General features: G+C 71.3%; 27 protein-coding genes. 8 read left to right on the top strand and 19 right to left on the bottom strand.

Going from position 1 to position 25127, the window contains the following annotated elements; genetic code table 11:
- Positions 1–7: 7 nt before the first annotated feature.
- From ACIBCK_RS10350 to ACIBCK_RS10335, 4 genes are read right to left on the bottom strand one after another with little or no spacing between them, the layout of a single operon-like run.
- Positions 8–1159 (bottom strand): XdhC family protein, encoded by a 1152-nt coding sequence (locus tag ACIBCK_RS10350; RefSeq protein WP_399388654.1) that lies wholly within the window; start codon positions 1157–1159, stop codon positions 8–10.
- Positions 1152–3278: a xanthine dehydrogenase family protein molybdopterin-binding subunit gene (locus ACIBCK_RS10345; RefSeq protein WP_399388652.1), complete on the bottom strand. Its 2127-nt coding sequence runs from the start codon at positions 3276–3278 to the stop codon at positions 1152–1154. The genes ACIBCK_RS10350 and ACIBCK_RS10345 overlap by 8 nt, the downstream gene beginning before the upstream one ends.
- Positions 3275–4267: an FAD binding domain-containing protein gene (locus ACIBCK_RS10340; RefSeq protein ID WP_399388649.1), complete on the bottom strand. Its 993-nt coding sequence runs from the start codon at positions 4265–4267 to the stop codon at positions 3275–3277. The genes ACIBCK_RS10345 and ACIBCK_RS10340 overlap by 4 nt, the downstream gene beginning before the upstream one ends.
- On the bottom strand, positions 4264–4824 hold the full coding sequence (locus tag ACIBCK_RS10335) for a (2Fe-2S)-binding protein (RefSeq protein WP_399388918.1): 561 nt from the start codon (positions 4822–4824) through the stop codon (positions 4264–4266). The genes ACIBCK_RS10340 and ACIBCK_RS10335 overlap by 4 nt, the downstream gene beginning before the upstream one ends.
- A gap of 234 nt (positions 4825–5058) precedes the next feature.
- Here ACIBCK_RS10335 and ACIBCK_RS10330 point away from each other — a divergent pair, with 234 nt between their 5' ends.
- Both ACIBCK_RS10330 and ACIBCK_RS10325 read left to right on the top strand, forming a co-directional pair.
- Entirely contained in the window at positions 5059–5634 is a 576-nt protein-coding gene (locus ACIBCK_RS10330; protein ID WP_399388647.1) for a TetR/AcrR family transcriptional regulator, read from the top strand.
- 84 nt (positions 5635–5718) lie between these two features.
- Positions 5719–7998, top strand: a complete 2280-nt coding sequence (locus tag ACIBCK_RS10325; protein ID WP_399388916.1) for an FUSC family protein — start codon at positions 5719–5721, stop codon at positions 7996–7998.
- A 34-nt stretch (positions 7999–8032) separates the two neighbouring features.
- Here ACIBCK_RS10325 and ACIBCK_RS10320 read toward each other — a convergent pair whose 3' ends face one another.
- Genes ACIBCK_RS10320 through ACIBCK_RS10310 form a run of 3 tightly spaced genes read right to left on the bottom strand, consistent with a single transcriptional unit; the run spans position 8033 to position 11047 of the window.
- Positions 8033–8758 (bottom strand): tyrosine-protein phosphatase, encoded by a 726-nt coding sequence (locus ACIBCK_RS10320; RefSeq protein WP_399388645.1) that lies wholly within the window; start codon positions 8756–8758, stop codon positions 8033–8035.
- The gene (locus tag ACIBCK_RS10315; RefSeq protein WP_399388642.1) at positions 8755–9672 is read right to left on the bottom strand and encodes a DNA-binding protein; all 918 of its coding nucleotides are present in this window, start codon (positions 9670–9672) and stop codon (positions 8755–8757) included. Before ACIBCK_RS10315 ends, ACIBCK_RS10320 begins: the two co-directional genes overlap by 4 nt.
- A 22-nt stretch (positions 9673–9694) precedes the next feature.
- Entirely contained in the window at positions 9695–11047 is a 1353-nt protein-coding gene (locus ACIBCK_RS10310; protein ID WP_399388639.1) for an NAD(P)-binding domain-containing protein, read from the bottom strand.
- Between the two features lie 95 nt (positions 11048–11142).
- Here ACIBCK_RS10310 and ACIBCK_RS10305 point away from each other — a divergent pair, with 95 nt between their 5' ends.
- On the top strand, positions 11143–11538 hold the full coding sequence (locus tag ACIBCK_RS10305; RefSeq protein ID WP_399388637.1) for an ArsR/SmtB family transcription factor: 396 nt from the start codon (positions 11143–11145) through the stop codon (positions 11536–11538).
- A gap of 28 nt (positions 11539–11566) precedes the next feature.
- Here the strand turns inward: ACIBCK_RS10305 and ACIBCK_RS10300 are convergent, their stop codons facing one another.
- The 4 genes from ACIBCK_RS10300 to ACIBCK_RS10285 all read right to left on the bottom strand — a co-directional run bounded on the left by ACIBCK_RS10300 (position 11567) and on the right by ACIBCK_RS10285 (position 15348).
- Entirely contained in the window at positions 11567–12334 is a 768-nt protein-coding gene (locus ACIBCK_RS10300; protein ID WP_399388635.1) for a hypothetical protein, read from the bottom strand.
- A 106-nt stretch (positions 12335–12440) separates the two neighbouring features.
- Positions 12441–13106, bottom strand: a complete 666-nt coding sequence (locus tag ACIBCK_RS10295; protein ID WP_399388633.1) for a DUF3105 domain-containing protein — start codon at positions 13104–13106, stop codon at positions 12441–12443.
- A 107-nt stretch (positions 13107–13213) separates the two neighbouring features.
- A complete protein-coding gene (locus ACIBCK_RS10290; RefSeq protein WP_399388630.1) occupies positions 13214–13654 on the bottom strand; it encodes a hypothetical protein in 441 nt (146 codons plus the stop codon).
- 611 nt (positions 13655–14265) lie between these two features.
- Positions 14266–15348: a cation diffusion facilitator family transporter gene (locus ACIBCK_RS10285; protein WP_399388628.1), complete on the bottom strand. Its 1083-nt coding sequence runs from the start codon at positions 15346–15348 to the stop codon at positions 14266–14268.
- 9 nt (positions 15349–15357) lie between these two features.
- Here ACIBCK_RS10285 and ACIBCK_RS10280 point away from each other — a divergent pair, with 9 nt between their 5' ends.
- A complete protein-coding gene (locus ACIBCK_RS10280) occupies positions 15358–15744 on the top strand; it encodes an ArsR/SmtB family transcription factor (protein ID WP_399388626.1) in 387 nt (128 codons plus the stop codon).
- A 7-nt stretch (positions 15745–15751) separates the two neighbouring features.
- Here the strand turns inward: ACIBCK_RS10280 and ACIBCK_RS10275 are convergent, their stop codons facing one another.
- A complete protein-coding gene (locus ACIBCK_RS10275; RefSeq protein WP_399388623.1) occupies positions 15752–17164 on the bottom strand; it encodes a PepSY-associated TM helix domain-containing protein in 1413 nt (470 codons plus the stop codon).
- Between the two features lie 273 nt (positions 17165–17437).
- Between ACIBCK_RS10275 and ACIBCK_RS10270 the strand changes: the two genes are divergently transcribed.
- Positions 17438–17929, top strand: coding sequence for a hypothetical protein (locus ACIBCK_RS10270; RefSeq protein WP_399388621.1), 492 nt, complete (start codon positions 17438–17440; stop codon positions 17927–17929).
- Complete coding sequence (locus ACIBCK_RS10265; RefSeq protein ID WP_399388618.1) at positions 17919–18197, top strand: hypothetical protein; 279 nt, start codon at positions 17919–17921, stop codon at positions 18195–18197. The genes ACIBCK_RS10270 and ACIBCK_RS10265 overlap by 11 nt, the downstream gene beginning before the upstream one ends.
- Before the next feature lie 66 nt (positions 18198–18263).
- On the opposite strand, the gene ACIBCK_RS10260 is transcribed toward ACIBCK_RS10265, so the two are convergent.
- The 6 genes from ACIBCK_RS10260 to ACIBCK_RS10235 form a co-directional block, all read right to left on the bottom strand.
- Complete coding sequence (locus ACIBCK_RS10260) at positions 18264–18680, bottom strand: hypothetical protein (protein WP_399388616.1); 417 nt, start codon at positions 18678–18680, stop codon at positions 18264–18266.
- A gap of 182 nt (positions 18681–18862) precedes the next feature.
- Positions 18863–19492 carry a dihydrofolate reductase family protein gene (locus ACIBCK_RS10255; protein WP_399388613.1) on the bottom strand — a complete coding sequence of 210 codons (630 nt, stop codon included), beginning with the start codon at positions 19490–19492 and terminating at the stop codon, positions 18863–18865.
- Between the two features lie 31 nt (positions 19493–19523).
- Positions 19524–19628, bottom strand: coding sequence for a DUF6010 family protein (locus tag ACIBCK_RS10250; protein ID WP_399388610.1), 105 nt, complete (start codon positions 19626–19628; stop codon positions 19524–19526).
- Positions 19629–19664: 36 nt separating this feature from the next.
- Complete coding sequence (locus tag ACIBCK_RS10245; protein ID WP_399388914.1) at positions 19665–20774, bottom strand: NAD(P)/FAD-dependent oxidoreductase; 1110 nt, start codon at positions 20772–20774, stop codon at positions 19665–19667.
- A gap of 100 nt (positions 20775–20874) precedes the next feature.
- Positions 20875–21429 carry a TetR/AcrR family transcriptional regulator gene (locus tag ACIBCK_RS10240; protein WP_399388608.1) on the bottom strand — a complete coding sequence of 185 codons (555 nt, stop codon included), beginning with the start codon at positions 21427–21429 and terminating at the stop codon, positions 20875–20877.
- Between the two features lie 12 nt (positions 21430–21441).
- Positions 21442–22023, bottom strand: a complete 582-nt coding sequence (locus ACIBCK_RS10235; protein ID WP_399388605.1) for a sugar O-acetyltransferase — start codon at positions 22021–22023, stop codon at positions 21442–21444.
- Between the two features lie 204 nt (positions 22024–22227).
- On the opposite strand from ACIBCK_RS10235, the gene ACIBCK_RS10230 reads away from it, so the two are divergent.
- Together ACIBCK_RS10230 and ACIBCK_RS10225 are read left to right on the top strand one after the other, a co-directional pair.
- Positions 22228–22749, top strand: a complete 522-nt coding sequence (locus ACIBCK_RS10230; protein WP_399388602.1) for a hypothetical protein — start codon at positions 22228–22230, stop codon at positions 22747–22749.
- Between the two features lie 254 nt (positions 22750–23003).
- Positions 23004–24206 carry an alanine--tRNA ligase-related protein gene (locus ACIBCK_RS10225; protein WP_399388599.1) on the top strand — a complete coding sequence of 401 codons (1203 nt, stop codon included), beginning with the start codon at positions 23004–23006 and terminating at the stop codon, positions 24204–24206.
- Here ACIBCK_RS10225 and ACIBCK_RS10220 read toward each other — a convergent pair.
- Complete coding sequence (locus tag ACIBCK_RS10220) at positions 24197–25105, bottom strand: LysR family transcriptional regulator (RefSeq protein WP_399388597.1); 909 nt, start codon at positions 25103–25105, stop codon at positions 24197–24199. The two genes, ACIBCK_RS10225 and ACIBCK_RS10220, sit on opposite strands and share 10 nt — an antisense overlap.
- Positions 25106–25127: the final 22 nt, after the last annotated feature.

Here is a 25127-nt window from a genome sequence, read left to right as displayed (position 1 = left end):
CGTCGGATCACGCCGCCGCGTGGGAGCCGCTCGCCCCCGCACCGCCCGCCTCGTGGTGGATCGGCGTGCCGGAGTCGGTCAGCGGGGCGCCCGTACCGCCCCTGCGCGCCGCGACGATCTCCGCCGCGATGGACAGGGCGGTCTCCTCCGGTGTGCGGGCCCCGAGGTCGAGCCCTATCGGGGAGTGCAGGCGGGCCAACTCCTCGTCGGTGACGCCGACTTCGCGCAGGCGCCGGTTGCGGTCCTCGTGGGTGCGGCGTGAACCCATCGCGCCGACGAACGCGACCGGCAGCCGCAGGGCCACCTCGAGGAGGGGGATGTCGAACTTGGCGTCATGGGTGAGGACGGCCAGGACCGTGCGGCTGTCGGTCGCGGTGTCCCGGAGGTAGCGGTGCGGCCAGTCGATCACGATGTCGTCGGCCTCGGGGAAGCGGACCCGCGTGGCGAACACCGGACGGGCGTCGCACACGGTCACGTGGTAGCCGAGAAACTTGCCCGTGCGCACCAGGGCCGCGGCGAAGTCGATCGCGCCGAAGACGATCATGCGGGGCGGGGGCACGCTCGACTCTACGAACAGGGTCAGGGGCTCCCCGCAGCGCGAGCCGCTCTCGGAGACGTCGAACTCTCCGGTGCGGCCCGCGTCCAGCATCGCGCGGGTCTCCCCCACCACCGTACGGTCCAGGTCGGGGTGCCCCTCGATGCTTCCTTCGTACGAGCCGTCGGAGTGGACGAGCACGACCCTGCCGAGGAGTTCGGCGGGCCCCCGGGCCACGCGGGCGATCGCCGCGGACTCCCCGCGGGCGGCGGCCGAGAGGGCCGCCGCGAAGACGTGCCTGCCCGGCGCGTCGGCGCTGACCGGCGTCACCAGGACCTCGATGACTCCCCCGCAGGTCAGGCCGACCGCGAAGGCGTCCTCGTCGCTGTAGCCGAACCGCTCGCGCACGACTCTGCCGTCCTGGAGGGCCTGGACGCACAGCTCGTACACCGCGCCCTCCACACAGCCACCGGAGACCGAACCGATGACCGTGCCCCCGCTGTCGACGGCGAGGGCCGCTCCGGGCGGGCGCGGCGCGCTGCCGCCCACCGTCACGACGGTGGCGACGGCGAAGTCGCGGCCCTCCTCGACCCACCGGTCCAGTGCTTCGGCGATGTCAAGCACCCGGGGCTCCTCCCCCGTCCAGGACACGGTCGGGGCGGATGGGCAGATGGCGGTGGCGTACGCCGGTCGCGTGCCAGACGGCGTTGGCGACGGCCGCTGCGGCCCCCACGATGCCGATCTCGCCGATGCCCTTGATGCCGACCGGGTCGTCCGCGTCCGTGTCCTCGACCCAGTCCGCCTCGATGACCGGTACGTCGGCGTTGGCGGCGAAGTGGTAACCCGCGAAGTCAGCGCCGACGTGTCCGCCCGTCGCCTGGTCGCGGTGGGCCTCCTCGTGCAGCGCCATGGACAGGCCCCAGGTCATGCCGCCGACGAACTGACTGCGCGCGGTCAGCGGGTTGATGATGCGGCCCGCCGCGAAGACGCCGAGCATGCGCCGCACCCGTACCTCACCGGTGGTCACGTCGACGGCGACCTCGGCGAACTGCGCGCCGTAGGAGTGCCGTTCCTTCTGCGAGAGGGCTCCGACCGCCGAGCTGGTGTCGGACCGCACGGTGATCCCCTGCGGCGGAATGTCACCGCCCAGGGCCAGTTGCTCCCGCAGGTCGGCCACGGCCATCCGGACGGCCCAGCCCCAGGAGCGGGTGCCCATCGAACCGCCGGAGATCGCCGCCGGGCCGAAGTCGCTGTCACCGATGCGCACCCGGACGCGGTCCTGGGGCACTTCGAGGGCTTCAGCGGCGATCAGCGTCAGTGCGGTCCGCGCACCCGTCCCGACGTCCGCCGCGGTGACCCGCACCGTGAAGGTGCCGTCGGCCTCCGCGGTCACGGCCGCCGTGGACGGCATGACGATCACCGGGAACGTGGCCGCCGCCGTGCCGGTGCCAAGCAGCCAGCGGCCCTCGCGGCGCAGGCCGGGGCGCGGATCACGGTCCGCCCAGCCGAACCTGCGGGCCCCTTCCTCGAAGGCGGAGAGCAGATTGCGGCTAGCGAACGGCAGCCCGGAGACGGGGCCGACGTCCGGTTCGTTGCGGGCGCGCAGTGCGATCGGGTCCATGACGCACCGCTCGGCGAGTTCGTCGAGCGCGGACTCCAGGGCGAAAGAGCCCGGAGCCTCGCCCGGCGCACGCACATAGGTCGGCGTCGGGACGTCGAGACGCACCACGCGGTTGACGCTGCGGTGGGCGTCGGCGGCGTACATGGGGCGCCCGAACCCGGCGCTTGCCTCGACGAATTCATGGACCGTCGACGTGAGGCTGTGCCCCTGGTGGTCGACGGCGCGCAGCCGCCCGTCTGCGTCGGCGCCGAGCCGCACGCGCTGGGCGGTGGGGCTGCGGTAGCCGGTGAGCGTGAACAGCTGGCGACGGCTGAGGACGACCCGGACCGGGCGGTCGAGCAGCGTCGCCGCCATCACGGCGAGGACCTGGTGCACGCGTACGCCCTTGGATCCGAAGGCGCCGCCGACGTGTTCGGACCGGACCCGGACCGAGGACGGGTCGAGCGAGAACAGCTTCGACAGCTCGTCCGCGACCCAGGTGCTGCCCTGGTTGGAGTCGACGACCTCAAGGCGGCCGTTGTCCCAGCGCGCCATCGCCGCGTGCGGTTCCATCGACCCGTGGTGCTCTTCGGGCGTGGTGTACTCCGCGTCCACGACGTGTGCGGACGCGGCGAGTTCGGCCTCCAGGTCACCCTTCTCCACCAGATGGCCATCGCCCTCGGGGGTGTAGATGCCGGGGTGCGCGGCGGAGAACGCGACGTCGTGCGGCTCTTCCTCGTACCGCACCACCAGGGCCTCGGCGGCCTCGCGTGCCTGCTCGGAGGTCTCGGCGACGACCATCGCCACCGGCCAGCCGACGAACGGCACCTTGTCGTGCTGGAAGACCTCGACGATCGGGTCGGGCACGCCGAGCATGCTGACGTAGTCGCCGTCGACGCGCGGCGCGTTCCCGTGGTGCAGGACGGCCAGGACGCCGGGCATCTGGCGCACGGGGTCCGCCTCGACCGAGAGGACGCGGCCGCGCGCGATCGTGGACAACACGAGCCAGCCGTGGGCGAGTTCGGCGAAGGGGATGTCACCCGCGTACCGGGCCGTGCCGGTGACCTTGTCGCGGCCCTCCACACGGGTGAACGTGGCGCCGACGGCGCTCGCCGCCGCAGTGGACGTGGTTGTCGCGGTCATCGCGCGGCCTCCTCGGTGAGCTCGGTCAGCAGGGCGACGACGAGGTTGCGCATGAGCGTCACCTTGTAGCCGTTGTCGGGCAGTGTCTTCGCGGCGGCCAGTTCGGCGTCCGCGGCGGCGGCGAACGCCTCGGCGGTCGCGGGGCCGCCGGTCAGGACCCGCTCGGCCTCCCGGGCACGCCACGGACGGGACGCCACGGCGCCGAAGGCCAGGCGCACTTCGCGTACGACACCGTCGTGGACGTCGAGCGCCGCGGCGATCGAGCCGATGGCGAAGGCGTACGACGCGCGCTCGCGCACCTTGCGGTAGCGGGAGTGGGCGGCGACCGGCGCCGGGGGCAGGGTGATGCCGGTGATGAGCGCGCCGGACGGCAGCGCGGTCTCCAGATGCGGGGTGCTGCCCACGGACAAGTAGAAGTCGCCGAGCGGCAGTTCACCGGTGCCCTCAGCCGTCTCGTACGAGATGACGGCGTCGAAGGCGGCGAGCGCCACGCCCATGTCGGAGGGGTGGACGGCCACGCAGTGCTCGGTGGCGCCGAGGATGGCGTGGTTGTGGTGCTCGCCCTCGATGGCGGGGCAACCGGTGCCGGGGGCGCGTTTGTTGCAGGGTTTGGACAGGTCGGCGAAGTAGCCGCAGCGGGTGCGCTGGAGCAGGTTTCCGCCGACGGTGGCCATGTTGCGCAGCTGGCCCGAGGCTCCGGCCAGGACGGCCTCGGCCAACGCCGGGTAGCGGCGCCGCACTTCGGGGTCGGCGGCGAGGTCGCTGTTGGTGACGGTCGCGCCGATCCGCAGGCCACCGTCGTCCGTGGTCTCGATCCGGTCGAGGGGCAACTCGCGTACGTCGACGAGCAGTCCGGGCCGCTCCACGCCGGTCTTCATCAGGTCGACGAGGTTGGTGCCGCCACCCAGGACGCGTGCGTCGGGGTCGGCGCCGAGGAGCGCGAGGGCGCCGGTGACGTCGGACGCCCGCTGATAGCCGAATTCCCTCATGCCACGGCCTCCGCACCCTTGGTCTCGGCAGCCGCGGCCTGCGCGACCGCCTGGACGATCGACACATAGGCGCCGCAGCGGCACAGGTTGCCGCTCATGCGCTCCCGGATCTCGTCGGCGCTCAGCTCGGGAACTCCCGCCTCGGGCCGTACGTCGGTGGTCGCGGCGCTCGGCCAGCCCGCCGCGTGTTCCTCGATGACCGCGATGGCCGAACAGACCTGTCCGGGCGTGCAGTAGCCGCACTGGTATCCGTCGAGGTCGAGGAATGCCTGCTGCACCGGGTGCAGCCGGTCCCCGTCCGCGACGCCCTCGATGGTGGTGATCTCCCGCCCCTCGGCGGCGACGGCGAGTTGCAGGCAGGAGACGGCACGGCGTCCGTCCATCAGCACCGTGCAGGCGCCGCACTGCCCTTGGTCACAGCCCTTCTTGGTGCCGGTCAGATCGAGGCGCTCGCGCAGGGCGTCGAGCAGGGTGGTGCGGTGGTCGACGGGCAGCGAGTGCTTTTCGCCGTTGATGTTCAGCGTGATGGCGCTGGACGTCGATGGGGCCACGATCAGCCTTCTTTCGCTTCTCTCAGCTTCTGGCAGCGTGTGTCGCTCGTGTCACGTAAAAGCGGGAGCGTCGCGCGGGGCGGTCCCGACGGAGGCTCCGGGAGGTGGTGGCGCTGTGCGTAAGGGGGGTCTGCCGGTATGGTGACCCTAAGCGGACAGTTGTCCGTTAGCTTCAAAACTTAACGGACAGTTGTCCGCTTAGCAAGAGTGGCCCAGCCGTGATTCTGGGGAGGAGGACGAGTGCACCAGAAGAAGGACCCACAGCTGCGCTCGGACGCGCAACGGAATCGCGAGCGCATCCTGGAAGTGGCCCTGGCCGAGTTGACGCACTCGGCGGACGCCCCGCTCAGCACGATCGCCAAGAAGGCGTGCGTCGGGCAGGGAACGTTCTACCGCAACTTCCCCAGCCGCGAGGCCCTCGTCCTGGAGGTCTACCGCTACGAGGTCCAGCAGGTCGCCGACACCGCCTGCCAGCTCCTGGAGACACGCCCGCCCGACCAGGCCCTGCGGGAGTGGATGGACCGCCTCGCGCAGTACGCCATGGCCAAGGCCGGGCTTGCCGACGCGATGCGCAAGGCCACCAGCGCGCTGGGCACGCTGGCCGGAGTGGGCCATGGGCCCGTGACCTCGGCCGTCACGCTCCTCCTGAAGGCGAACGAGGAAGCGGGCACCATCCGCCCCGGCGTCACCCCCGACGACTTCCTGCTCGCCATCGCCGGCCTGTGGCAGATCGACCCGCACGGCGACTGGCAGACGCGCTCCGGACGGCTCCTGGACCTGGTCATGGACGGACTGCGCGCGGGAGCGCCGAGCTGACGCAGGGCGTATCACGCTGTGAACCCTTGAGCCCGGTCGTATCTGTCCGTGACAGAATCCGCCCTGAACAGCGGCGATGAGGGTGTGAGGGCAGTGAGACGGCGGACCAGGACCGGCACATGGGACCGCTTCGTGGCATCGGACCCCGGGCTCCTGCGACTGATGGCGGGGCTGCGGACGGTCGGTGCGATCGCGCTGACGCTCGTCGTGCTCGCGCTGCTCGGCACCGATGTCACGCACATGGTCGCGGGTGCCATGGCCGCGATGGTCTCCACCTTCGCCATCAAGGAGAAGGAGGTGCGCGGCCAGGCGGTCACGCTCGCGCTCGGCCTGCCCGTCGCCCTCACGGCGATCTCCCTGGGCGCGCTGCTGCACGACCAGGTCGTCGCGGGCGACATCTTCTTCATCGCGCTGATCTTCGGCGCCGTCTACAGCCGCCGGTTCGGCGACCGGGGCACGGCCCTCGGCCTGATCGGCTTTCAGGTCTACTTCGTCTCCCTGTTCGTGGGCGCCACCACCTCCGCCCTGCCCCGCCTGTATGTGGCCCTGGCCGTCGCCTTCGCGTGCAGCGCCGTCGTACGGTTCGCCGTCGTGCCGGAGACTCCGGGGCGCGATCTGGGGCGGTTGCGCGTCGCCTTCAGAGCGCGGTTCGCGCAGCTGGTGGCCACGCAGATCGAGCTTCTCGACGCCACGCCCGAGCAGTTGGAGAAGGTCCTCGGCGAGCTGCGGCGGGGCACCTCCCGGCTGCACGAGACGGCCCTGATGATCCAGGGCCGCCTCGAGGAGGGCACCCCCGACGCGGCCACGGCGACGCTGGTCCAACGCCGCGTGGCGGACGCGGAGATCGCGGCCGAACGTCTCGGCGTACTCCTCCTGAACGCGCGCAGCGCCGAGCGCGCGGACACCCTCACCCTGCATCTGCCGTACGCGCCCGTACCGGCGACCGGGACGCGCATCCGTGCCGAGGACGATGCGACGGTCACCCTGCGCCGGGACCTGAAGGCCCTGCACCTGCTGGTCGGCCGCCCGGTCGCCGACGACCGGGGCACGGGCCTCGCCCACGTACGCAACCGGCTGCTCGGCTACCGCGACGAGGACAACCTGCCGCGGGCCTCGATGGCCGTGCAGGACGTGTTCCGCGGCATCGGTGAGGCCGCCCGAGCCGTCCTCGGTCTGCGGATCGCCCTCGACGGTCCCCAGGACGAGTCCGACGACTCGCCGGCGACCACCCGCTCCCGCGAGGAGTTCGACGCCGAGGACATCGCGATCGCCGGTGCCGAGGAGACCGCCTCACCCGATGAGGACGACCGCACCGGCCTCCGGCGTCCCACCACCAGGGCCGCGTTCCAGGTCTCGGTGGGCTCGACCCTGGCCATCATCGGCGGCGAGTTCCTCTCCACGCAGCGCTGGTACTGGGCGGTGCTCACCTGCTGGGTCGTCTTCCTCAACACCGCGTCCACGGGCGAGATCCTGGTCAAGGGCTATCGACGGCTCCTGGGCACGGTGCTCGGGGTGGTCGCCGGGGTGGCGCTCGCGGGTCTGGTCGGCAACCACACGTGGGTCGCGTTCGCGCTGGTCCTGCTCTTCATCTTCGCGATGTTCTTCACCGCTCCCCTGTCGTACGCGCTCATGTCCTTCTTCGTCACGGCGATGCTGGGCCTGCTCTACACGCTCCTGAACACCTACAGCCTCGCCGTGCTCTGGCTGCGCATCGAGGAGACGGCGCTCGGGGCCGCCTGCGGCATCATCGCGGCGGTGCTCGTCCTTCCGGTGCGCACCGACCACCGCACCGACGAGCTCCTGAACACGGTCCTGACCCGGCTCGCCGATGTCATCTCCGCCTCGGTCGAGCAGCTCAGCGGCGGCCCGGCGGCCGATCTCCTGGACAAGGCGAGGGACTTGGACACCGCGCTCGACGATCTGCGCGCCTCCATCCAGCCGTTGACCCATCCGATCACCCCGCTGCGTGGCCGCCGCAGGACCGCCCGCTATCTGGTGGCGCTCCTGGAGACCTGCGCCTACCACGCCCGTTCCCTGGCGGCGACGGCCGAGCTCGTGCCGTTCAGCAAGAACGTCGCGGCCGACCCGCGCCTTGAGCGGGCCGGCCTGCGCATCGCCCACAACATCGAGGTCATCGCCGGGTACGTCGACGACGACAAGGCTTCGGGCGAGGTCGAGTCGGGCGCCAGCATCGCCTCGATGCTGGAGGCCGAGGGGTCCGGCGCCCCGCGCTCGGGCACCGTCACCTATCGCGTCCTGCGCCATCTGCAACGCCTGGACGAGGGAGTGGTCGGACTCGCGCGGCCTCTGGACGTGCCGGTCGCGGACGGCGGCCGCTCGTCGGGCAAGGCGCCGCGGGCCTGAGTGGCCCGCTCGGTCGGCGCCCGTCGATCCGGGCTCAGTCGAGCAGCTGCGTGCGCAGTCGGTCGATCAGAGCGTCGTCGACGCCCAGTTGCTTGACCGCGTAGTCACGTACCGAGCCGTAGGTGGCGGTCAGGTCGGCCAGGAACAGGCGCATGATCTCTTCGGGTGCTCGCCCGTAGCCGGGCCAGTTCAGGGCGCGGTCCGGGTGGGCCGTCCTCCAGTCGGCTATCAGCCGGTCCGTGGCGAGTTCGGTGAGGGCGAAGTCCGCGGCGATGTCGTCCTCGTCCACGCCGAGCAGCGAGAGGACGAGCGCCGCGAGCAGGCCGGTGCGGTCCTTGCCCGATGCGCAGTGGAAGACCTGCGGGGCGCTGCCGGAAGCGATGACCTCAAGGGCCTGGTGGAGCTCCGCCGCGCCGTCGAGGGCGACTTCCGCGTACCGGTCGGCGAGGAAGCGCCAGGGGTCGAGGCCGGGGTCGATCTCGGCCTGGTCGTAGGGGCGGTGCTCCACGCTGAGGTTGGCGTATGCCAGCCCTTCCGCTTCGGGCACCCGCCCCTTGGCTTCGATCTCCCACGGATAGCGCAGATCGATCACCGTGCGGATCCCCAGGGACAGGAAGCGGTCCCAGTCGGCGTCCCGCAGCTTGGCGAGCGAGTCGGAGCGGTAGAGGCGGCCCCAGCGCACCGTACGTCCATCAGAGGTCCGATAGCCGCCCAGGTCACGGAAGTTGTGCAGGCGCTCGAAATCTATGTGTCGTCTCACGCGCGGAACCCTACGTGGCGGACGGGGGAGGTGGGTCGGAGCGCCGGCAGGGACTCCAGCAGGAATGCCGCCGCCTCCCGTAGGGGCGAGGGGGTGGCGGGCCTCCCGAGAAGTCGGGATGCCGTCCGGCTGAGTGTCCGGGTCGTGCGTACGGACCCGATGCGGGCGGCTGCGGGCGCGAGCCGGGCGATGAGGTCCTCCGCGTCCCTCCAGGCCCCGGCTCGTGCGAGGGCCGAGAGGAGCTGCGCGGTGAAGAGGTTCCGGTAGGAGGGGCCGGGCGCGGTGGCCGCCTCGTGCAGGAGGGGAATGGCCTGGTCCCATCGGCGCAGCCGGGCCAGGACCCAGCCCCGGTGGCCGAGCAGCTCGGTCCCGTCGATCCACCAGGCCCACGGCGGATCGTGACGCGAGACGCCGTCCAGGAACCGGCTCCGGGCGCGGTCCATCAGGTCCACGGCCTCACGCCGACCACCGAGCATGGCGATCGCGTGCGCCTGGCGGATCAGGACGAGGCTGCTGACCCTGGCGGGAAGCGCGCGCGCCCCGTTGACGCGAGCCGCGGTCTCCAGGGCGGTGCGCGGCGCTCCCGTGTGCGCCTGGAGCATGCTGTCGTTCAGCAGGACGAAGCGGGCCGTCCAGCGGTCGCCACAGAGCTCCGCCAGGGCCAGCGCCCGTGCGTTCATCCGGTGGGCCGCGCCGTTGAAGCCCGCGTCGAAGAGGATCCACCCGATGACCTCGCACAGTTCGGCGAGGGCCGCGAGTTCGTCGTTGGTCCGGATGCCGATGCGCCCGGGACCGGCGGACAGTTCGGGGGTGTGCCGCAGGGCCTCGCGCACGGCGGGCAGCGCGGCGGTGGCGCCGGACGTGGCGTCGAGGGCCACGAGGCGCTCGACGGTGCGTAGGGCTTGGGGGATCACCCAGCCATGATCCCGCAAGCCTTCATGCCTTGAGGACGTGGCCGCCGGTTCCACAACAGCCGCCGCCCTCATCGGACTTCGAGGCGTCGGGCTCGTCGAAGAGGCCCGCACCGCCGCAGACACCGGTCTCCGGGAGCGTCAACTCCACGCGCTCCGCGGCTGCTTGGTCTCCGGCCAGGGAGGCGGCGATGGAACGCACCTGCTCGTAGCCGGTCATGGCGAGGAACGTCGGTGCGCGGCCGTAGGACTTCATGCCGACGAGGTAGACACCCTGCTCGGGGTGGGAGAGCTCGCCCACCCCGTGCGGATAGACGGTGCCGCAGGAGTGGACGTTCGGGTCGATCAGTGGCGCGAGGCCGACCGGGGCCTGGAGGCGCTCGTCGAGTCCGAGGCGCAGTTCGGCGAGGAAGGAGAGGTCCGGGCGGAAGCCGGTCAGGACGATGACCTCGTCGACCGGGTCCAGGCGGCGACCGTCCTCGGCCACCAGGACCAGTCGGTCACCGGTCTTCTCGATCGCGGCGGTACGGAAACCGGTGACGGCGTCGGCGTACCCCCCGTCGACGGCCGCCTTGGCCGCGAGACCGAGCGCCCCGCGGGCGGGCAGCTGATCGGCCTCACCACCGCCGAAGGTGGAGCCACCGATCCCGCGCCGCAGGATCCACGCCGCGTGCGTGCCGTGGGCCTCCTTCGCGAGGTCCGCCAGGTGGACGAGCGCCGTGAACGCGGAGGCGCCGGAGCCGATGACGGCGGTGCGCCTGCCCGCGTAACGGGCGCGTACGGACGGGTCCTTGAGGTCGGGCACCCGGTAGGAGATCCGCTCGGCCGCCGCCCGCTCACCGGGGGCGGGGAGTCCGTCGCCGCCGATGGGGCCGGGCGTGGACCAGGTGCCGGACGCGTCGATGACGGCGCGGGCGGTGAGCCGCTCCTCGGTTCCGTCAGCGCGGGCGACGTGCACGGTGAAGGGCTGCCGCTCGCGGTCGGCGTCCACGACGCGGTCCCGCCCGAGGCGGGAGACGCCGGTGACCCGCGTGCCGAAGCGGACCCGCTCCCCCAGCACGCCGGCGAGCGGCTCCAGATAGCGGGACACCCAGTCGCCGCCGGTGGGGTAGGTCCCACCGGCAGGCTTCGCCCAGCCGGTGGGGGCCAGGAGCTTCTCGGCCACGGGGTCGACGACTTCGGCCCAGGCGGAGAAGAGGCGTACGTGACTCCACTGCCGGACGGCGCTGCCCGCTCGCGGTCCGGCCTCGAGGACCAGGGGCTCGATACCGCGCTCGACGAGATGCGCGGCGGCGGCAAGACCGATCGGACCGGCCCCGATCACCACGGCGGGCATGGCGGCAGCGGGCGGCTCAGCGGCATCAGCAGGCACAGTCATGGCGAATCCCTGACTTCTTCCGTTGCTGTTTCGACAACCATCAATGTCTTGCCGCCAAGCTTCCCACTTGATTCGACATGTGTCAACATAGACGTATGTCGAATTCAGGGACGCTCCCGATCGTGACCACCGACGTGGCCGCCGACGTGGCCCCGTGCTGCCCGCCGCTCGCCGAGCGCCCGCTCTCCGCGGAGGAAGCGGTTCGTACGGCCGCGATGTTCAAGGCACTGGGCGACCCGGTCCGGCTGCGGCTGTTCTCACTGATCGCTTCACACGAGGGTGGCGAGGCCTGCGTGTGCGACATCTCCGATGTCGGCGTCTCCCAGCCCACCGTCAGCCACCACCTCAAGAAGCTCAAGGAGGCGGGCTTGTTGGCCTCCGAGCGGCGCGGGACGTGGGTGTACTACCGCGTCGAGCCGTCCGTGGTGGCCGCGTTGGGGCAGATGCTGCGTCAGGGCGCCGCGTCAGGGACCGGGCACACCCGCCCGTGACCGAGCCCGCGATCGCGTTCGGGGCGGCTCACCGATACACCTCGGTGGAGTGCGAGCGGCCCACGTCGCGGACGAGCTCCAGACCGAGTACGCGGTCCAGGTGGGCGAACGTCTCGAACTTGGCACCGCCCGGTACGTCCACGGCCGCCTCCAGATCGCCGAGCAGCCGCAAGACGGCCGGGGTGTCGAGACCGTCCTCCAGTGCGGTGCGGGCCCGTTCCACGAAGGCGGTGGGCATCGCCTTGGACGGCTCGTCGGCCCACGTCGCCACGGCCTTCCGCCAGTTGGCGAGCTTCTCACCGGCGGCGTCGAGGGCTTCCGCGGAGACATGGACGGGTTCGTGGTGCGGGTGGCCGAGGAGGAGCAGCCGCAGGGCGAGACCGTCCAGGTCCGCGCCACCTGCGGTGGTGGCTTCGCCGACGTGGAGCGACAGACCGCCCGCGGCTTCGTACGTGCGGCTCGTGAAGTGAACGGCCGGCGGGCCGCCCAGGGCTTCGGTGATCTCCTCGACGGTGCCGTGGGCGTCGGCCGGACGGATACCGGTGGCGTCGGCCGACGCCACCGGCGGGCAGGTCCACCCGATGAGGACGGTCCGGCCGCGCAGTTCGACGATGCGGCACAGAACGTCCGCGACGAGGAGCACGCGCAGACCGGTCAGGGCGTCCGGGTCGTCCGGGGTGTCGGAGGTGTCGGAGGTGTCGGCGGTGTCGGGGACGCCGAGGGCATCGGCCGAGGGCGCGTGGGCGCACATCCGCAGCGGTCCGAACCCGGACAGATCATCGACGATGCTCAGCACACCACAGAGACTAGGCGTACAGCTCCTCGATAGCACCCGCCGGGAGCGGCGGGGAGGATATGGATTCCCCACTCGCCCGCCGCTCCCGTTCGAGTTCCGCTCTCTCTCAGGCCGGTCCGACCCCACCCGTGCAGGCCGCGCCCGGCTCGGGCGTCTGCTCCCCCTGTACGTACTTGCCCAGGAACTGCTCGACCCGCGGGTCCGATGCCTCGTCCACGGTGAGCTGGCGGCCCCAGGCGGTGAGCGTGAGGGCCCCCTTCTGCTCCTTGACCGGGCTCATCAGCGTGTACGGCGTCGTGCTGACCTTCTGGCTCAGCGTCTTGATATCGCCGCTCGCCGCCTTGTCGTTGTACGTGATCCAGACGGCGCCGTGCTCCAGCGAGTGGACGGCGTTCTCCTCGCCCAGCGGCTTGTCGTACACATCGCCCTGGCAGTTGGCCCACGCCTGGCTGTGGTCGCCGCCGGCCGCCGGGGTCATCGGGTAGTCGACCTTCTTCGTGACGTGATTGCGCCCGAGCTTCTTCGCGTCCCACGTCTTCTCCCCCTTGACGGGGGCCTGCGCGACCGCTTCTTCCTTGCCCTTCTTCTCCGACGCGTCGAGCAGGACGTACGAACCGAACCCGGCGAGCCCTGCCAGTACGGCCACGCCCGCGGTGATGGCGATGATGCGGTTGCGGCGTTCGCGCGCCTGCTCGGCGCGGCGGAGCTCCTGTATGCGGGCCTTTCGTGCGGTGGCGGTCGCGGTCTTCTTGCCTGTCTTGGAGGTGCCCATGTCCGGGGGTGTCCTTGTCCCCACCGTGCCCGGGGCGCGGCGGTGGTGATGGTGTGTGAGGTGATCGGCACGAGCGCGCGGCGCCGGGGCGAGCGCGCGGGGCGGGCCTAGGTCCTCTGCACCTGAAGGACGTGGAGATCGGGGGCGCGACGCGGAACAGGCGACCGCGGGACGGGATGTGCGGTCACTGGGACCGCGGGCAGACCCGCCTTCCCCAGCGTCGTCGGAACCGCCGGCTCGGGAGCCGGGAGCGTGATCGCGGCGGCGTGCGTGGCGGAGTCGCACCGGTCGCCGGGCGGGCAGCTGTGGCCGAGGGAGTCCTGATCGACGGGGGCAAGGTCACCGGCTCCAGCCGTGAGCGCGGCGGAGACGGACACCATGCCGCGGGCACCCAACCCGCCCGCCTCACCCGTCTCGTCATGATGTGCCGCGGAGCCGAAGCACACGCAGAGGACGGCCAGCAGGGTGGCCAGACCGACCCCGAACCCGGCGCACCGCACGACGACCCGCCGCTCCCCACGCACCGTGCCCCGCAGCCCTGACGCCATGGCCGCAGATAGTAGCCGCTGCGGGATCAGTACCGGGGTTGAGGGCGGCAACGCGGAACCCTTGCGCCGCAGCCACGGACACCGGGCCACCCCACGCATCGGCGAGGGGCGACCGACTGCGGGGCTCTACGCAGCCCGCCGCTCGCTTCCGAGGAAACGGCCCCCGTGCACGGCGCGGTTGTGCGGCCGGCCGGGCAGCGGGGTGGAGGGGCGGTCGGCTGGGAGGGCCCGCCACCGCCACCGCATGCCCTCGGTGAACGGACCGCACTGCTTGATCAATGCCGCGCTCACGACTGGGGCTCAACCGCGAACCCCGAACACCCCGCGCAGTCCGGGCTCCGACGAGGGCCGTCCCACCGCAGGCCCCTCCCCCGCGCCAACCACCGCGCGCCTACGACGAAGACGGCCAGCGCGCGCGGCCGCCGGGCCTGCTCGGCAAATCTCATCGCGTAGGCGTCCCGTTGAGGCGCAATGAGGCTCCATCCCGAACCCCGAATACCCCGCGCGCCGAGGCCGATCCACCGCAGCCCCCCAGCCGCCGTTCACGACAACCACCACGGGCACTGGGGTCAGTGCCGGGACTGCCGGGACTCTCGCACGCCCCCCCGCCCTCACATCCCGTGGTGCGCAAGCGCCTTGTGCGGGTCCGGGGTTTCAGGGGTGGGCGTCGGGTCCGCGTGGACCAGGGCTGCGGTCAGGTTGGGGATCGCGTGCAGCAAGGCGTGCTCCGCGGCCACCGCGACCTCGTGCGCCTCCCGCACCGGCAACTCCCCGTCCACCACCACCGCCACCTCCGCCCGCAGCCGGTGACCGATCCAGCGAAGGCGAAGCTCGCCGACGCCTCGTACGCCGGGAACCGTCAGGAGCGTCTCCTCCGCCGTGTCGACCAGGGTCGGGTCGACAGCGTCCATCACCCGGCGGAAGACCTCGCGCGCCGCGTCCCGCAGGACCAGCAGGATCGCCGCGGTGATGAGCAGGCCCACGATCGGGTCGGCGAGCCGCCAGCCCAGTGCGGCGCCGCCCGCGCTCAACAGGACGGCCAGTGAAGTGAATCCGTCCGTCCGGGCGTGCAGACCGTCGGCGACCAGAGCGGCCGAACCGATCTCGCGGCCCACGCGGATGCGGTAGCGGGCCACCCACTCGTTGCCGATGAAGCCGAGGACGGCAGCGGCGGCCACCACCCAAAGGTGGTCCAGCGTACGGGGATTGAGCAGGCGGTCGACCGCGGCCCAGGCCGCGAATGCCGCCGACGCGGCGATCGTCAGGAGGATGACGATGCCCGCGAGTTCCTCGGCGCGGCCGTAGCCGTAGGTGAAGCGGCGGGTGGCGGCCCGCCGGCCCAGGACGAAGGCGATACCGAGAGGGATCGCGGTCAGCGCGTCCGCCGCGTTGTGCACCGTGTCGCCCAACAGCGCGACCGAGCCGGTGAGCAGCACAACCACCGCCTGCGCCGCGGCCGTCAGGCCCAGGACGGCCAGCGAGATCCACAGCGCCCGCATGCCGCGCGCCGACGACTCCAGCGCCGGGTCGACCTTGTCCGCGGCCTCGTGCGAGTGCGGCTTCACCACGTGCCCCAGCTTGTGCCGCCACCGGGCAAAGCGCTGCGAAGGGTGTGAGTGTCCGTGGGGTTCAGTCACCGGTACCGCCTTCCGACTCGGGACGGAGAGTGGACACCACCGGGCGCCCGCGCCCATTATGTGCGTATGAGCGCACGCATGCACCTATCACCTGCGCACGATGCGCAAGACGCGCAAGACCCGCAGGCAGCGCACCCGCGAGGCCCCGGCGCCGAGCACTTCGCCCACGCCGCCGAAGTCCTCGGCCTCCTCGCCGACCGCACCCGCCTCGCCCTGCTGCACACCCTCGGCCAGGGCGAGGCCGACGTCATGACGCTGACCGCGGCGTGCGGCGCGGCTCGGCCCGCGGTCAGCCAGCACCTGGCCAAACTCCGCCTCGCCGGTCTCGTCTCCGTACGCAAGGAAGGCCGACGGATGATCTACGGCCCACCCGACGGGCATCTGCGCCGCGTGGTCGACGAGGTCCTGAACCTCGCCGACCATCACCTCAGCGGCGCGGAGACGCACAACTGATCGGGTCTCAGGCGTAGTTGCGTTCGCCTCGCCGGTGAGCGATCTCCCCCAGCACGATGTCAACGGCGAGGAAGGCCGCCAGCGGGATGCCGAGCAGCGGCACGAAGTAGCCGAGCACGGCGACGGCCGCCATCAACGGGACCAGGACGTACGCCGGAACGTGCTGCCAGGCGCCGCGCGACAGCGGACGCCCGAAGGAACCGCCGCGTCCGCGCTGCCACCACATGCGGTACCCCCACACGATCATCAGGATCAGGCAGAGAGCGAGAGCGACGAGCGCTATCTGGTTGACCAGCCCGAACAGGGTGCCGGTGTGCGCGTCGATGCCCCAGCGGGTCAGCTTCGCGAGCACGGGGTAGTCGGCGAACCGCAGCACTTCGGTGACCTCGCCGCTCGCCGGATCGACGGCGACGGAGTCCTGCTTCTCGGGCCAGCTGCGCTGGATCTGCCGGACGACGTACGCGGACGACGCGTCGGCGGGCGGCACGACCTCCACCGGGTCGGAGAGGCCCTCGGCACGGGCCGCCTTCAGGACGGCGTCGAGGCCGACGCCGTCGCCGCCGGCGGCACCGCCCGATCCCGATCCGCCGTGGCCCGCGTGCTCCCCGCCGCCCGCCGCGGACGCCGTCAGCGCCGGTGTCGTCTGCCCGATGGCCTCGCGCAGGTCGCTGACGCTCTGGCCCGCGTACGCCGACCAGGTCAGACCCGTGGCCGACAGGAAGATCAGCCCCAGAGCGGCCCACACACCCACCGTGCCGTGCAGTGAGAGCGTGCGCCGACGGCCCGTCGCCCCGCGCAGCTTGCGCTGGGAGCGGCGGCGTCCGAACCACAGCACGAGGCCGCCGCCCGCGATCACCCACAGCCAACTGGCGGCGAGCTCGCTGTAGAGCCGGCCGGTCTCGCCCAGGTGCAGATCGCGGTGGAGTTCGTCGATCCAGGTGCGCAGCGGCAGCGCGCCGGTGGAACCGTACTGCTCCAGGGCGCCCCGCACTTCGCCGTTGTAGGGGTTCACGAACACGGCGAGGGTGTGGTCGGCGTCCACACCCGGCGCTCCGGACAGCAGCACGCGGGTCGTCGCGCCGTCCTCCGGCGAGGGCCGCACCGCGCTGACGGTGCCCTTGGGGTGCGCCTCGCGTGCGGCGGCCACCTGCTGCGAGATCGGCAGCTCGGTCTTGTTCTCACCGACCGGAACGCGCAGTTCGTGGGAGTACACGATCTTCTCCGCCTGGTACGAGCAGGCGTACAGAAGCCCCGTGGTGGCTGCGACGAGCAGGAAGGGTGCGATGAGCACCCCGGCATAGAAGTGCAGTCGCAGCACCAGCGGACGCAGCGACGCCCATCCGGACCGTCCTGCGGAGGGCGGCGCTCCCTGGGTCGCCTGCCCGTCGTCCGTGGCGAGGAGTGTGGGTTCGGCGGACATCGGCTGCTCTCCTGGATCAAGGGTGGTGCGGATCGGCCGTATCGGGCCGGTGCAGGAGTCGGCCGGAGAGGCGGAAAAGTTCCCGACGAACGCACGCGAGTTACGTGGAGCGCGCCGATCCGGCGGTTCACGATGCGATCCGCCCTGCGCCGCGGTTGCTGAGACCCGCGCCCTTCACCGGGTGTAGTGGGTGGGGCTAGCGTCGAGAGACCGGGTGCGCTCAGGTCCGGGAACCCCCGGACCGGGGCCCCACAGGACTCCGTTGGAGATGCGATGCTCCAGACACGCGAGTTGTTCGACAGCCTTGCCTCACGGGCCGACCACCTCGACAACCAGACCCTCGCCACCACTGCCGACGCCCTCTCCTCGTGCGAACTGGCCGTGACCGCCTGCGCGGTCGGCATGCTCGCCGAGAAGGAGGCCGATGAGCTGCGGACAGCGATCAACCGCGATCTGAACTGCGCCGACGTGGCCTCCGCGACGCGGCGGGTCCTGACGCGCGGCACAGACGCCGATCCCGCGCTGCTGACGGCCCAGTTGGAGGCGTGTGCGATCGCCTGTGAGCAGAGCCACGAGCTGTGCGTCCGGCACGCGCCGCAGCACGAGCACTGCCGCATCTGCTCCGAGGCCACGAACAGGGCGGCGTCCGCCTGCCGAGAGGTCATGCGGAGCCTGCGGGCCCAGCTCGCCGGGCCCGGAGCCCCGGTCACCCGCGCCGTTCGCTCCGTGGCCCGCGATCCGGCAAACTGCCCGGATGGACTATGAGTTCTGGAACGACATCCACACCCGCGGCGGCATCCCCGCGGTCAAGAACGCACTGGAGGAGCTGGCCGAGCGCGGTTCTCCCGAGGACGTCGACGCCGCGATGGACCTGGCCTGCCGGGTCATCGAGGACGACACCGCACGGCTCCAGGCCCGCGCGGATCAGGCCGAGGCCAGACTGCGGATGCTGACCGACGAGGCGCGCGAGGTGGAGCGGCAGGTCGACGCGCACGCCGAGGCCGAGGGCGTCCCGCGCGCCCCTGAGGCCTGACCCACAGCGGGGTCAGGCCGGGCAAACCGGTCAGGCAGGCCAGGCAAGCCGGTGGATCCGTGGACGTCAGCTCACGGTCACCATGACGATCGGCGAGACGGTGGTGCCGCTGGCCACGCGCAGTTCGTTCTTGCCCTTGATGCCGAGCTTGACGCGCAGGCCGTAGCTCCCGGACGTGCTGGTGACCGTGGTGGCGGGCAGGGCCTTCCAGGTGTCGCCCTGCTTCTGCTGCAGGGTCACCTTGCTGCCGGCCTTCAGCCCGGTGGCCTTGCCCGTGAGGCGGAGCTCCTGCCACGCCCGGACCTGGGAGACGGACGCCTTCGCCGTGAGCGTGGCCGCCACGGGCTCGGCCGCGGCCTGCGCGGGCCGAGGCTCGGGGCCCGACCCGGCGGCGAGCGCGGTGGTGGCGGGAATCAACAGGACCGATCCGACGAGGGCGGAGACGGCGGTGGTGCGCAGCAGGCTACGACGGTTGTTTCGCATGACGGCAGTGATCCCCTTGGGTGTTGGTCGGTGCGCGTGCCTCGCCGCGTGACGAGTCGCGCAATGACGAACATAAACGTATGCACCCGACATTGCGATCACCCGGAAGGGGCGTAACAGAAACCGGCAGAACCGGTCACAGCGCCACAACTGCCCGCGCCTCCCCCTGCGTTGCGGGCGGGTCAGCGGCGGGTGAGATAGGCGTGGGTCGCCGCCTCGGAACTCACCAGCTCGGTCACCTGATAGCCGTCGATCCCCTCGGCCACGTTGTCGAGCAGCCGCTCGCCCCTGCCGACGAGGAGCGGGACGACGACCAGGTGCAGTTCGTCGATCAGCCGCGCGCGCAGATACTGCTGCACGGTGGCCGAACCTCCTCCGATACGTACATCCCGGCCTCCGGCCGCCTCGAAGGCGCGCGCGAGGACCGTCTCGACGGGTTCGTCGGTGAAGTGGAAGGTGGTTCCGCCCTCCATGGGGATCGAGGGCCGTACGTGGTGGGTGTGCACGAACACGTCGTGGTGGTAGGGCGGATTCTCGCCCCACCAGCCCTTCCAGGACTCGTCCTGCCACGGTCCGCGGTGCGGCCCGAACATGTTGCGGCCCATGATGGTGGCGCCGATGTTCTCCTCGCTGCGCTCGATGCAGTCGACGTCGATCCCCGTCCTGCCCTCGGCGCGGTCGCGCATCGCGGCGATCATCCAGTCGTGCAGCCCCTCGATGTTGTCCCCGAAGGGTTCGTCGAGGCGCTGGTGGGGTCCGGCAGCGAAGCCGTCCAGCGAAACGGTGATGTTGTGTACGCGCACCTTCGGCATGACGTTCTCCTCCTCGGTGGTCCTGCTCTCATCATCGCGTCGGACGAGCCCCGCCGCCGCTGAGGCAGGCCACTCCCACGCCCGCCACCACGATCGCGTGGAAACGGCGTCGCTGCGGTTCGCTGATCAGGGACATCGCAAGGGTGGTCTCGGCCCCTCCTCTCGCGGCCTCTCAGCCCTCCCGGATCTCACCACCGCGCGCCCCGCCGAGGGTCGGAAGGGACTCGAGCCCGTGCCGCCGCTCCCCCATGACCCGTCGGCAGTTGGCGGCCTCGGACGCCGGTCCGAAGACCTCCAGAGCACGCCGATCGGCCACCGCCGCCGCGGTGTCGGCGGTCACGAGGTCGGAGTTGATCGCTGTCGCGGCCGTCATGCCGGAGGCTGCGGACACCATGACTCCGGCCGTGAGGTCGGTGACATTGCCCGCGACCCATACTCCCGCCACGCCGGTGAAACCGGTCGCGTCCGACTCGACGTAACTCCCGACACCCATGGGGTGGTTGACGCTCTTGAGGCCAAGTCCCGCGAGCGCCGCACCGCGCGCCTCGAACCGGGGTGCCACGGCGAGAGCCCGCACCGGGACACGCCGGCCCGAGGCCAGCCGTACGCCGGAGAGCCGGTCGTCCTCGACGTCTAGTCCGACCACCTCGCCGTCGACCACGGCGATACCCCGGGCGGCCAGCTGTTCCCACTGCTCGTCGGTCAACTCGCCCGCGTCGTGCAGAAACAGGGTCACGTCCGCCGACCACTGGCGGAACAACAGCGCCTGGTGCGTCGCCTTCGGGCCGGTCGCCAGGACGCCGATCGGTTCGTCGCGCACCTCCCAGCCATGGCAGTAGGGACAGTGCAGGACGTCGCGGCCCCACCGCTCGCGTACGCCGGGGACATCGGGGAGTTCATCGACGAGCCCCGTGGTCACCAGCAGACGCCGTGCCACGTGGCTCCGCCCGCCCGCGGTCTCCACGACGAAGCGCTCGCCGACCCGCCGGGCACCCGTCACCAGGTCCGAAGCGATTCGCCCGCCGTAGCCGACGACCTCGTCCCGGCCGAACCGCAGGAGTTCGCCCGGTGCGAGGCCCTCGCGGGAGAGGAATCCGTGCACGCCGTCGGCGGGAGCGTTGCGCGGCTCGCCGGAGTCCACCACCAGCACGGAACGCCTGGCGCGGGCCAGAGTCAGCGCCGCCGACAGACCGGCCGCCCCTCCCCCGACCACCAGCACGTCCACCTCTACGCCTGCTTCAGCTTCTGCTGCTTGTACCGCTGCTACGTCTCGCTCGCTCATCTCAGTCATGCCGACACCGTGCGCCGACGTGAGCAGAACGGCAAGCACACTTGCTGTTTCGGCAAGCATTTCCCGGCGCTCAGCCGCTCGATGGCCGCCGTCAAGCCGTGGCGGTGGCGGCGGTGATGCGCCCGACCGCCTGGCGCGTCAGCTCGCGCCCCTGCGGTGCGCCGTCCAGCGCCCGGTGCAGGGTGAGCCCCTCGATGAGCGCGTCGAGCTGACGGGCAGTGTCCGGATCGAAGTGCCGCTCCAGGAGGCGCCGACTGCGGCCCATCCACGCGTGGGTCAGCTCCCGGTACTCCGGGCGACGAGCGGCGAGGGTGTAGAGCTCCTGCGAGAGGATCAGGTCGCGCCGGGGCCCTTCCGACAGGGCGTGGATGAGGTCGGTGACCGCCTCCCGGGCCTGGTCCGGGTCGTCGGCGTGCTCCAAGTGCTCCTCGAAGACCGCCACGATGTGGTCGGCGAAGAGCGTGAAGGCCTCACGGAGCAGGTGATCGATGCCGGTGAAGTGGTACGTCATGGAGCCGAGCGGCACGGTGGCACGTGCGGCGACCTTGCGGTGGGAGACGCCGGCGACACCTTCGTCGGCGATGTGGTCGAGGGTGGCGGCGAGGATGCGCTCGCGCCGCTGAGGGTCCGCGTGTCCGGTGGCCATGGTGACGGGGCCCTAAAGGCTGCGGACCGGCCGGGCGGGGTTTCCCACGGCGACCACGTCGGCGGGTACGTCCTTCGTGACCACCGCACCGGCACCGACGACGCTGTTGTTCCCGATCGTCACGCCGGGACAGACGATGACACCGCCGCCGAGCCAGACGTTGTCCCCGATGGTGATCGGGAGCGCGGCCTCCAGCTTGTCGCGGCGGAGCTGCGGCTCCACCGGGTGGGTGGGGGTGAGGAGTTGGACGTTGGGGCCGAACTGGCAGTCCTCGCCGATGGTGATGCGGGCGACGTCCAGCGCGGTCAGGTGGTAGTTGACGAACGTGCGGGCCCCGATGGTGATGTTGCTGCCGTAGTCGACGTACAGCGGCGGGCGCACCTCTACGCCCTCGCCCACCGAGCCGAGCAGTCCGGCGAGCACCTCCTGGGCTTCGCCCGATTCCTCCAGGAACACCGACTGGTAGCGGGCGGCGAGCCGCATGGCGCGCTGTTGCCTGCGTGCGATCTCCGGGTCGTCGGCGATGTAGAGGTCGCCCGCGAGCATGCGCTCCAGATTGGTGCGCGGGTCGTCAGCAAAGTGGTCCGTCGGCATGCGTACGATCGTACACTCCGGAAGGTACGAACGTACGCTCCTGCATCTGAGGCTGGTCCCCCGCGCGGCAGCAACAAGGCGTCCATGAAACGGTCTTGGCCGGGTACTCGAAATCCGAAGCGACAGCGATTTCCGTCGATTTCGATGAATCAGTCGATTGCATGAATCAGTCGAATACGTCTGATCCGAAGGAGGTACGTCCCGATGCGCGCCTTCAAGCTCTGGCTCGACCGCAGTCTGGCCGCACAGACGATCCTGATCTTCCTGCTGGGCGTGGGAGTCACCGCGGGGTTCCGCCGGGACGAGCATCCGGCCGTGTGGCTGGTGCAGGGCACGCTGTACGCGGCGATCGCCACGGTGTTCGTGGCGGTGCAACGTCGCAGGGCCAGCCGCGCCGTGGGCACCGATGCGCGCAGGCTCGCCGAGCTCAACCGCAAGCTCCGGCATCGCGAGGTGCCGAGGGAGCCCGAGGAGCGGGCGACGATGCGGCGGCTCGTGGCCGAGAACCTGGGGCAGATGGAACGCGGACGCACGTGGCTGCCCTATTTGCTGGGCGTCATGGCCTTGATCGCGGTCAGCATGTTCGTCGTCGGAGCGGCCACCGGTTCATTCGTCTTTCCGCTGGTGTTCGCGGGCGGCGTGATCGGGTTCTGCGGCTGGATCGTCTGGATGCGTCGCCGCTCCCTCGCCCACTGCCGCTACATGCGCTCCGCCTTGCAGAGCTAGAGCGGTAAATCGCGTGCGGTCAAGATCTGCGCGCGTTATCGTCGGCTCTATGAACGTCACCGGCCTGTACAGCACCGCGACCGCGCGAGCGCCCAGCTCGCCGGTTGCCGCCGCCTGACGCACCTCCCCTTTTTCCACCGGCGACCGGACACGGTCCGCCGGTGTTTCGTGGTCTCTGTGGCCTTCCCGCCCGGCTCCCCTGTGCGGACCTGTCGTCCGGTGCCTCCCCGCTGTGATCGCGAAGGAGCCACCCCATGAACACCACCCACACCACGCACACCGAGTTGAGTACTGAAGACGTCGTCCGCACATTCGTCGAGTACTACGAGGAGCGCGGCCACCACCGGATCACCGGGTCGACGCTGCTGCCCCCGCCCGGCGACCCCGTGCTGTTCACCACCTCCGGCATGCATCCGCTCACTCCCTACTTGGAGGGGCGGCCCCACCCGCTCGGCAGACGTCTCGTCAATGTGCAGCGCTGTCTGCGCACCACGGACCTGGACGAGGTCGGGGACTCCACGCATCTGACCGTCTTCGAGATGCTCGGCACCTGGTCACTCGGCGACTATGAGGGGCAGCAGAGCCTCACCTGGGGTTACGACCTGCTCACCGGCGGGTTCGGCATCGACCCGCGGCTGCTGCACGCCACCGTTTTCGGCGGCGACGACCAGGTCGGGCCCGACACCGCCTCCCTCGAACTGTGGCAGGACCGCGGGGTTCCGGTGGAGCTGACCGTCGAGGACAACTGGTGGTCCAACGGGCCCACCGGGCCCTGCGGACCCGACTCGGAGATCTTTCTGTGGACCGGCGACACCCCGCCCGAGTCCACCCCGACAGGTGACGACCGCTGGGTGGAGATCTGGAACCACGTGATGATGCGCCACCGGCGTCTCGCCGACGGGACGCTCGTACCGCTGCCCCAGCGCAACATCGACACCGGGCTCGGTCTTGAGCGGCTGGCCTCGCTGCTGCAGGGGCGGACGTCGGTGTTCGAGTGCGACATCTTCGACCCCTGGCGTCGCCTCGTACCGGGCCTGTGGCCACTGGACGAGCCGACACTGCGGCTCGTCTGCGACCACCTCCGCTCGGCCATGGTGGTGATCGGCGACGGGGTACGCCCCGCCAACACCGGCCGCGGCTATGTGCTGCGCCGACTCGTACGGCGCGTCCTCACCGTGCTGTGGCGAGACGACTCCTCGCGGCAACTGGTGGATCTCCCCAGCGAGTTGACGCGACACACCCTCGAACACTTCCGTCAGGATGTGGACATGGACGCCGAGGTCGTACGCCGGGTGCTGGTCGAGGAGGAGCGGCGCTTTCGGCAGCTGTTGGAGCGGGGTCGGCAGGTGCTCGCTCGACCCCGGTTCCAGGGCCCGCTCGGCGAGGAGGACCTGCACTACCTCCATGACACCCACGGTCTGCCGCGTGACCTTGTTCTGACCTTGCGTCAGGGGTGAGGGAGCCGCTCGGTCACCTCGCCCAGCACATCGACCAGAGCCGCCACCGCCGGGCGCCTTTCGGCGGAGGCGCGGCACACCACGACGACGTGCCGCTCGATCCGCTCGCGAAGACGCAGCACGTCGAAGCGTGAGGCACGGAGGCCGAGCATCAGCTCGGTCACCGTGCTCACGCCGATACCCGCCTCGACGAGGGCCAGGGTGGCCGCGGTGTCGGTGACTTCGTGCCGCACGTCCGGCTCGATGCCCGCCCGGCGGCACGCGGTGCGTACGGCTCGGCCGTAGTAGCTGTCGGCGGTCGGCAAGATCCACGCCAGGTCCCTGGTGTCGGCCAGGGCGGCGCGGTCGCGGCCCTTCATCCAGCCGCTGGGCACCGCCAGGGCGAAGCGCTCGCGGTGCAGCCGGGTCACGCGCAGCGCGGAGTCGCGCGGGATGGGCACGTCCGGGTAGTCGAGTCCGAGCGCGAGGTCGACGCCCCCGGAGGCGACCGCGTCGTACACCTCGTCCACGTCCATGTCGCGGCTGTGCACGGTGAGTTCGGGGTGGGCGGTGTGGATGCGGCGCAGGGCCGGCGGCAGGATCTCGGCGGCGGCCGTGGCGAAAAGACCGACGAGCAGGGTGCCGCGGACCTCGCCGCGACCGCGCTCCAGCTCCTCGACTGCTTCGGCCTCGGTGGCCAGGATCCGCTCGGCGTGCCGGGCCAGGGTGGCCCCGGAGTCGGTGAGTTCCACCCTGCGGCCCACCCGGCGCAGCAGCGGTGTGCCCGCGGCCTTCTCAAGGGCGGCGATCTGTTGCGAGACGCCGCCCGGCGTGTAGCCGAGGGCCTGGGCGACGGCGGTGATCGTGCCGCGCCGGGCCAGCTCGACCAGGGACCGCAACTGGGAGCTCGTCCAATCCATGAGGCCGCCATCATCGGGCGAC

It is taken from the genome of Streptomyces sp. NPDC051218 (assembly GCF_044455475.1).
GTDB lineage: Bacteria > Actinomycetota > Actinomycetes > Streptomycetales > Streptomycetaceae > Streptomyces.
The sequence above is the reverse complement of the archived record's forward strand: the minus strand, read 5'-3'. Positions and strand labels throughout refer to the sequence as shown.

Excerpts from the sequence above, each read along its gene's own strand:
- ACIBCK_RS10245 (WP_399388914.1), bottom strand. The coding sequence starts at position 20,774 with ATGAGCGAGCGAGACGTAGCAGCGGTACAAGCAGCAGAAGCTGAAGCA.
- ACIBCK_RS10275 (WP_399388623.1), bottom strand. The coding sequence starts at position 17,164 with ATGTCCGCCGAACCCACACTCCTCGCCACGGACGACGGGCAGGCGACC.
- ACIBCK_RS10240 (WP_399388608.1), bottom strand. The coding sequence starts at position 21,429 with ATGGCCACCGGACACGCGGACCCTCAGCGGCGCGAGCGCATCCTCGCC.
- ACIBCK_RS10280 (WP_399388626.1), top strand. The coding sequence starts at position 15,358 with ATGAGCGCACGCATGCACCTATCACCTGCGCACGATGCGCAAGACGCG.
- ACIBCK_RS10230 (WP_399388602.1), top strand. The coding sequence starts at position 22,228 with ATGCGCGCCTTCAAGCTCTGGCTCGACCGCAGTCTGGCCGCACAGACG.
- ACIBCK_RS10285 (WP_399388628.1), bottom strand. The coding sequence starts at position 15,348 with ATGGGCGCGGGCGCCCGGTGGTGTCCACTCTCCGTCCCGAGTCGGAAG.
- ACIBCK_RS10220 (WP_399388597.1), bottom strand. The coding sequence starts at position 25,105 with ATGGATTGGACGAGCTCCCAGTTGCGGTCCCTGGTCGAGCTGGCCCGG.
- ACIBCK_RS10270 (WP_399388621.1), top strand. The coding sequence starts at position 17,438 with ATGCTCCAGACACGCGAGTTGTTCGACAGCCTTGCCTCACGGGCCGAC.
- ACIBCK_RS10235 (WP_399388605.1), bottom strand. The coding sequence starts at position 22,023 with ATGCCGACGGACCACTTTGCTGACGACCCGCGCACCAATCTGGAGCGC.
- ACIBCK_RS10290 (WP_399388630.1), bottom strand. The coding sequence starts at position 13,654 with ATGGCGTCAGGGCTGCGGGGCACGGTGCGTGGGGAGCGGCGGGTCGTC.
- ACIBCK_RS10305 (WP_399388637.1), top strand. The coding sequence starts at position 11,143 with ATGTCGAATTCAGGGACGCTCCCGATCGTGACCACCGACGTGGCCGCC.
- ACIBCK_RS10265 (WP_399388618.1), top strand. The coding sequence starts at position 17,919 with ATGGACTATGAGTTCTGGAACGACATCCACACCCGCGGCGGCATCCCC.
- ACIBCK_RS10295 (WP_399388633.1), bottom strand. The coding sequence starts at position 13,106 with ATGGGCACCTCCAAGACAGGCAAGAAGACCGCGACCGCCACCGCACGA.
- ACIBCK_RS10310 (WP_399388639.1), bottom strand. The coding sequence starts at position 11,047 with ATGACTGTGCCTGCTGATGCCGCTGAGCCGCCCGCTGCCGCCATGCCC.
- ACIBCK_RS10340 (WP_399388649.1), bottom strand. The coding sequence starts at position 4,267 with ATGAGGGAATTCGGCTATCAGCGGGCGTCCGACGTCACCGGCGCCCTC.
- ACIBCK_RS10260 (WP_399388616.1), bottom strand. The coding sequence starts at position 18,680 with ATGCGAAACAACCGTCGTAGCCTGCTGCGCACCACCGCCGTCTCCGCC.
- ACIBCK_RS10225 (WP_399388599.1), top strand. The coding sequence starts at position 23,004 with ATGAACACCACCCACACCACGCACACCGAGTTGAGTACTGAAGACGTC.
- ACIBCK_RS10255 (WP_399388613.1), bottom strand. The coding sequence starts at position 19,492 with ATGCCGAAGGTGCGCGTACACAACATCACCGTTTCGCTGGACGGCTTC.
- ACIBCK_RS10250 (WP_399388610.1), bottom strand. The coding sequence starts at position 19,628 with ATGTCCCTGATCAGCGAACCGCAGCGACGCCGTTTCCACGCGATCGTG.
- ACIBCK_RS10345 (WP_399388652.1), bottom strand. The coding sequence starts at position 3,278 with ATGACCGCGACAACCACGTCCACTGCGGCGGCGAGCGCCGTCGGCGCC.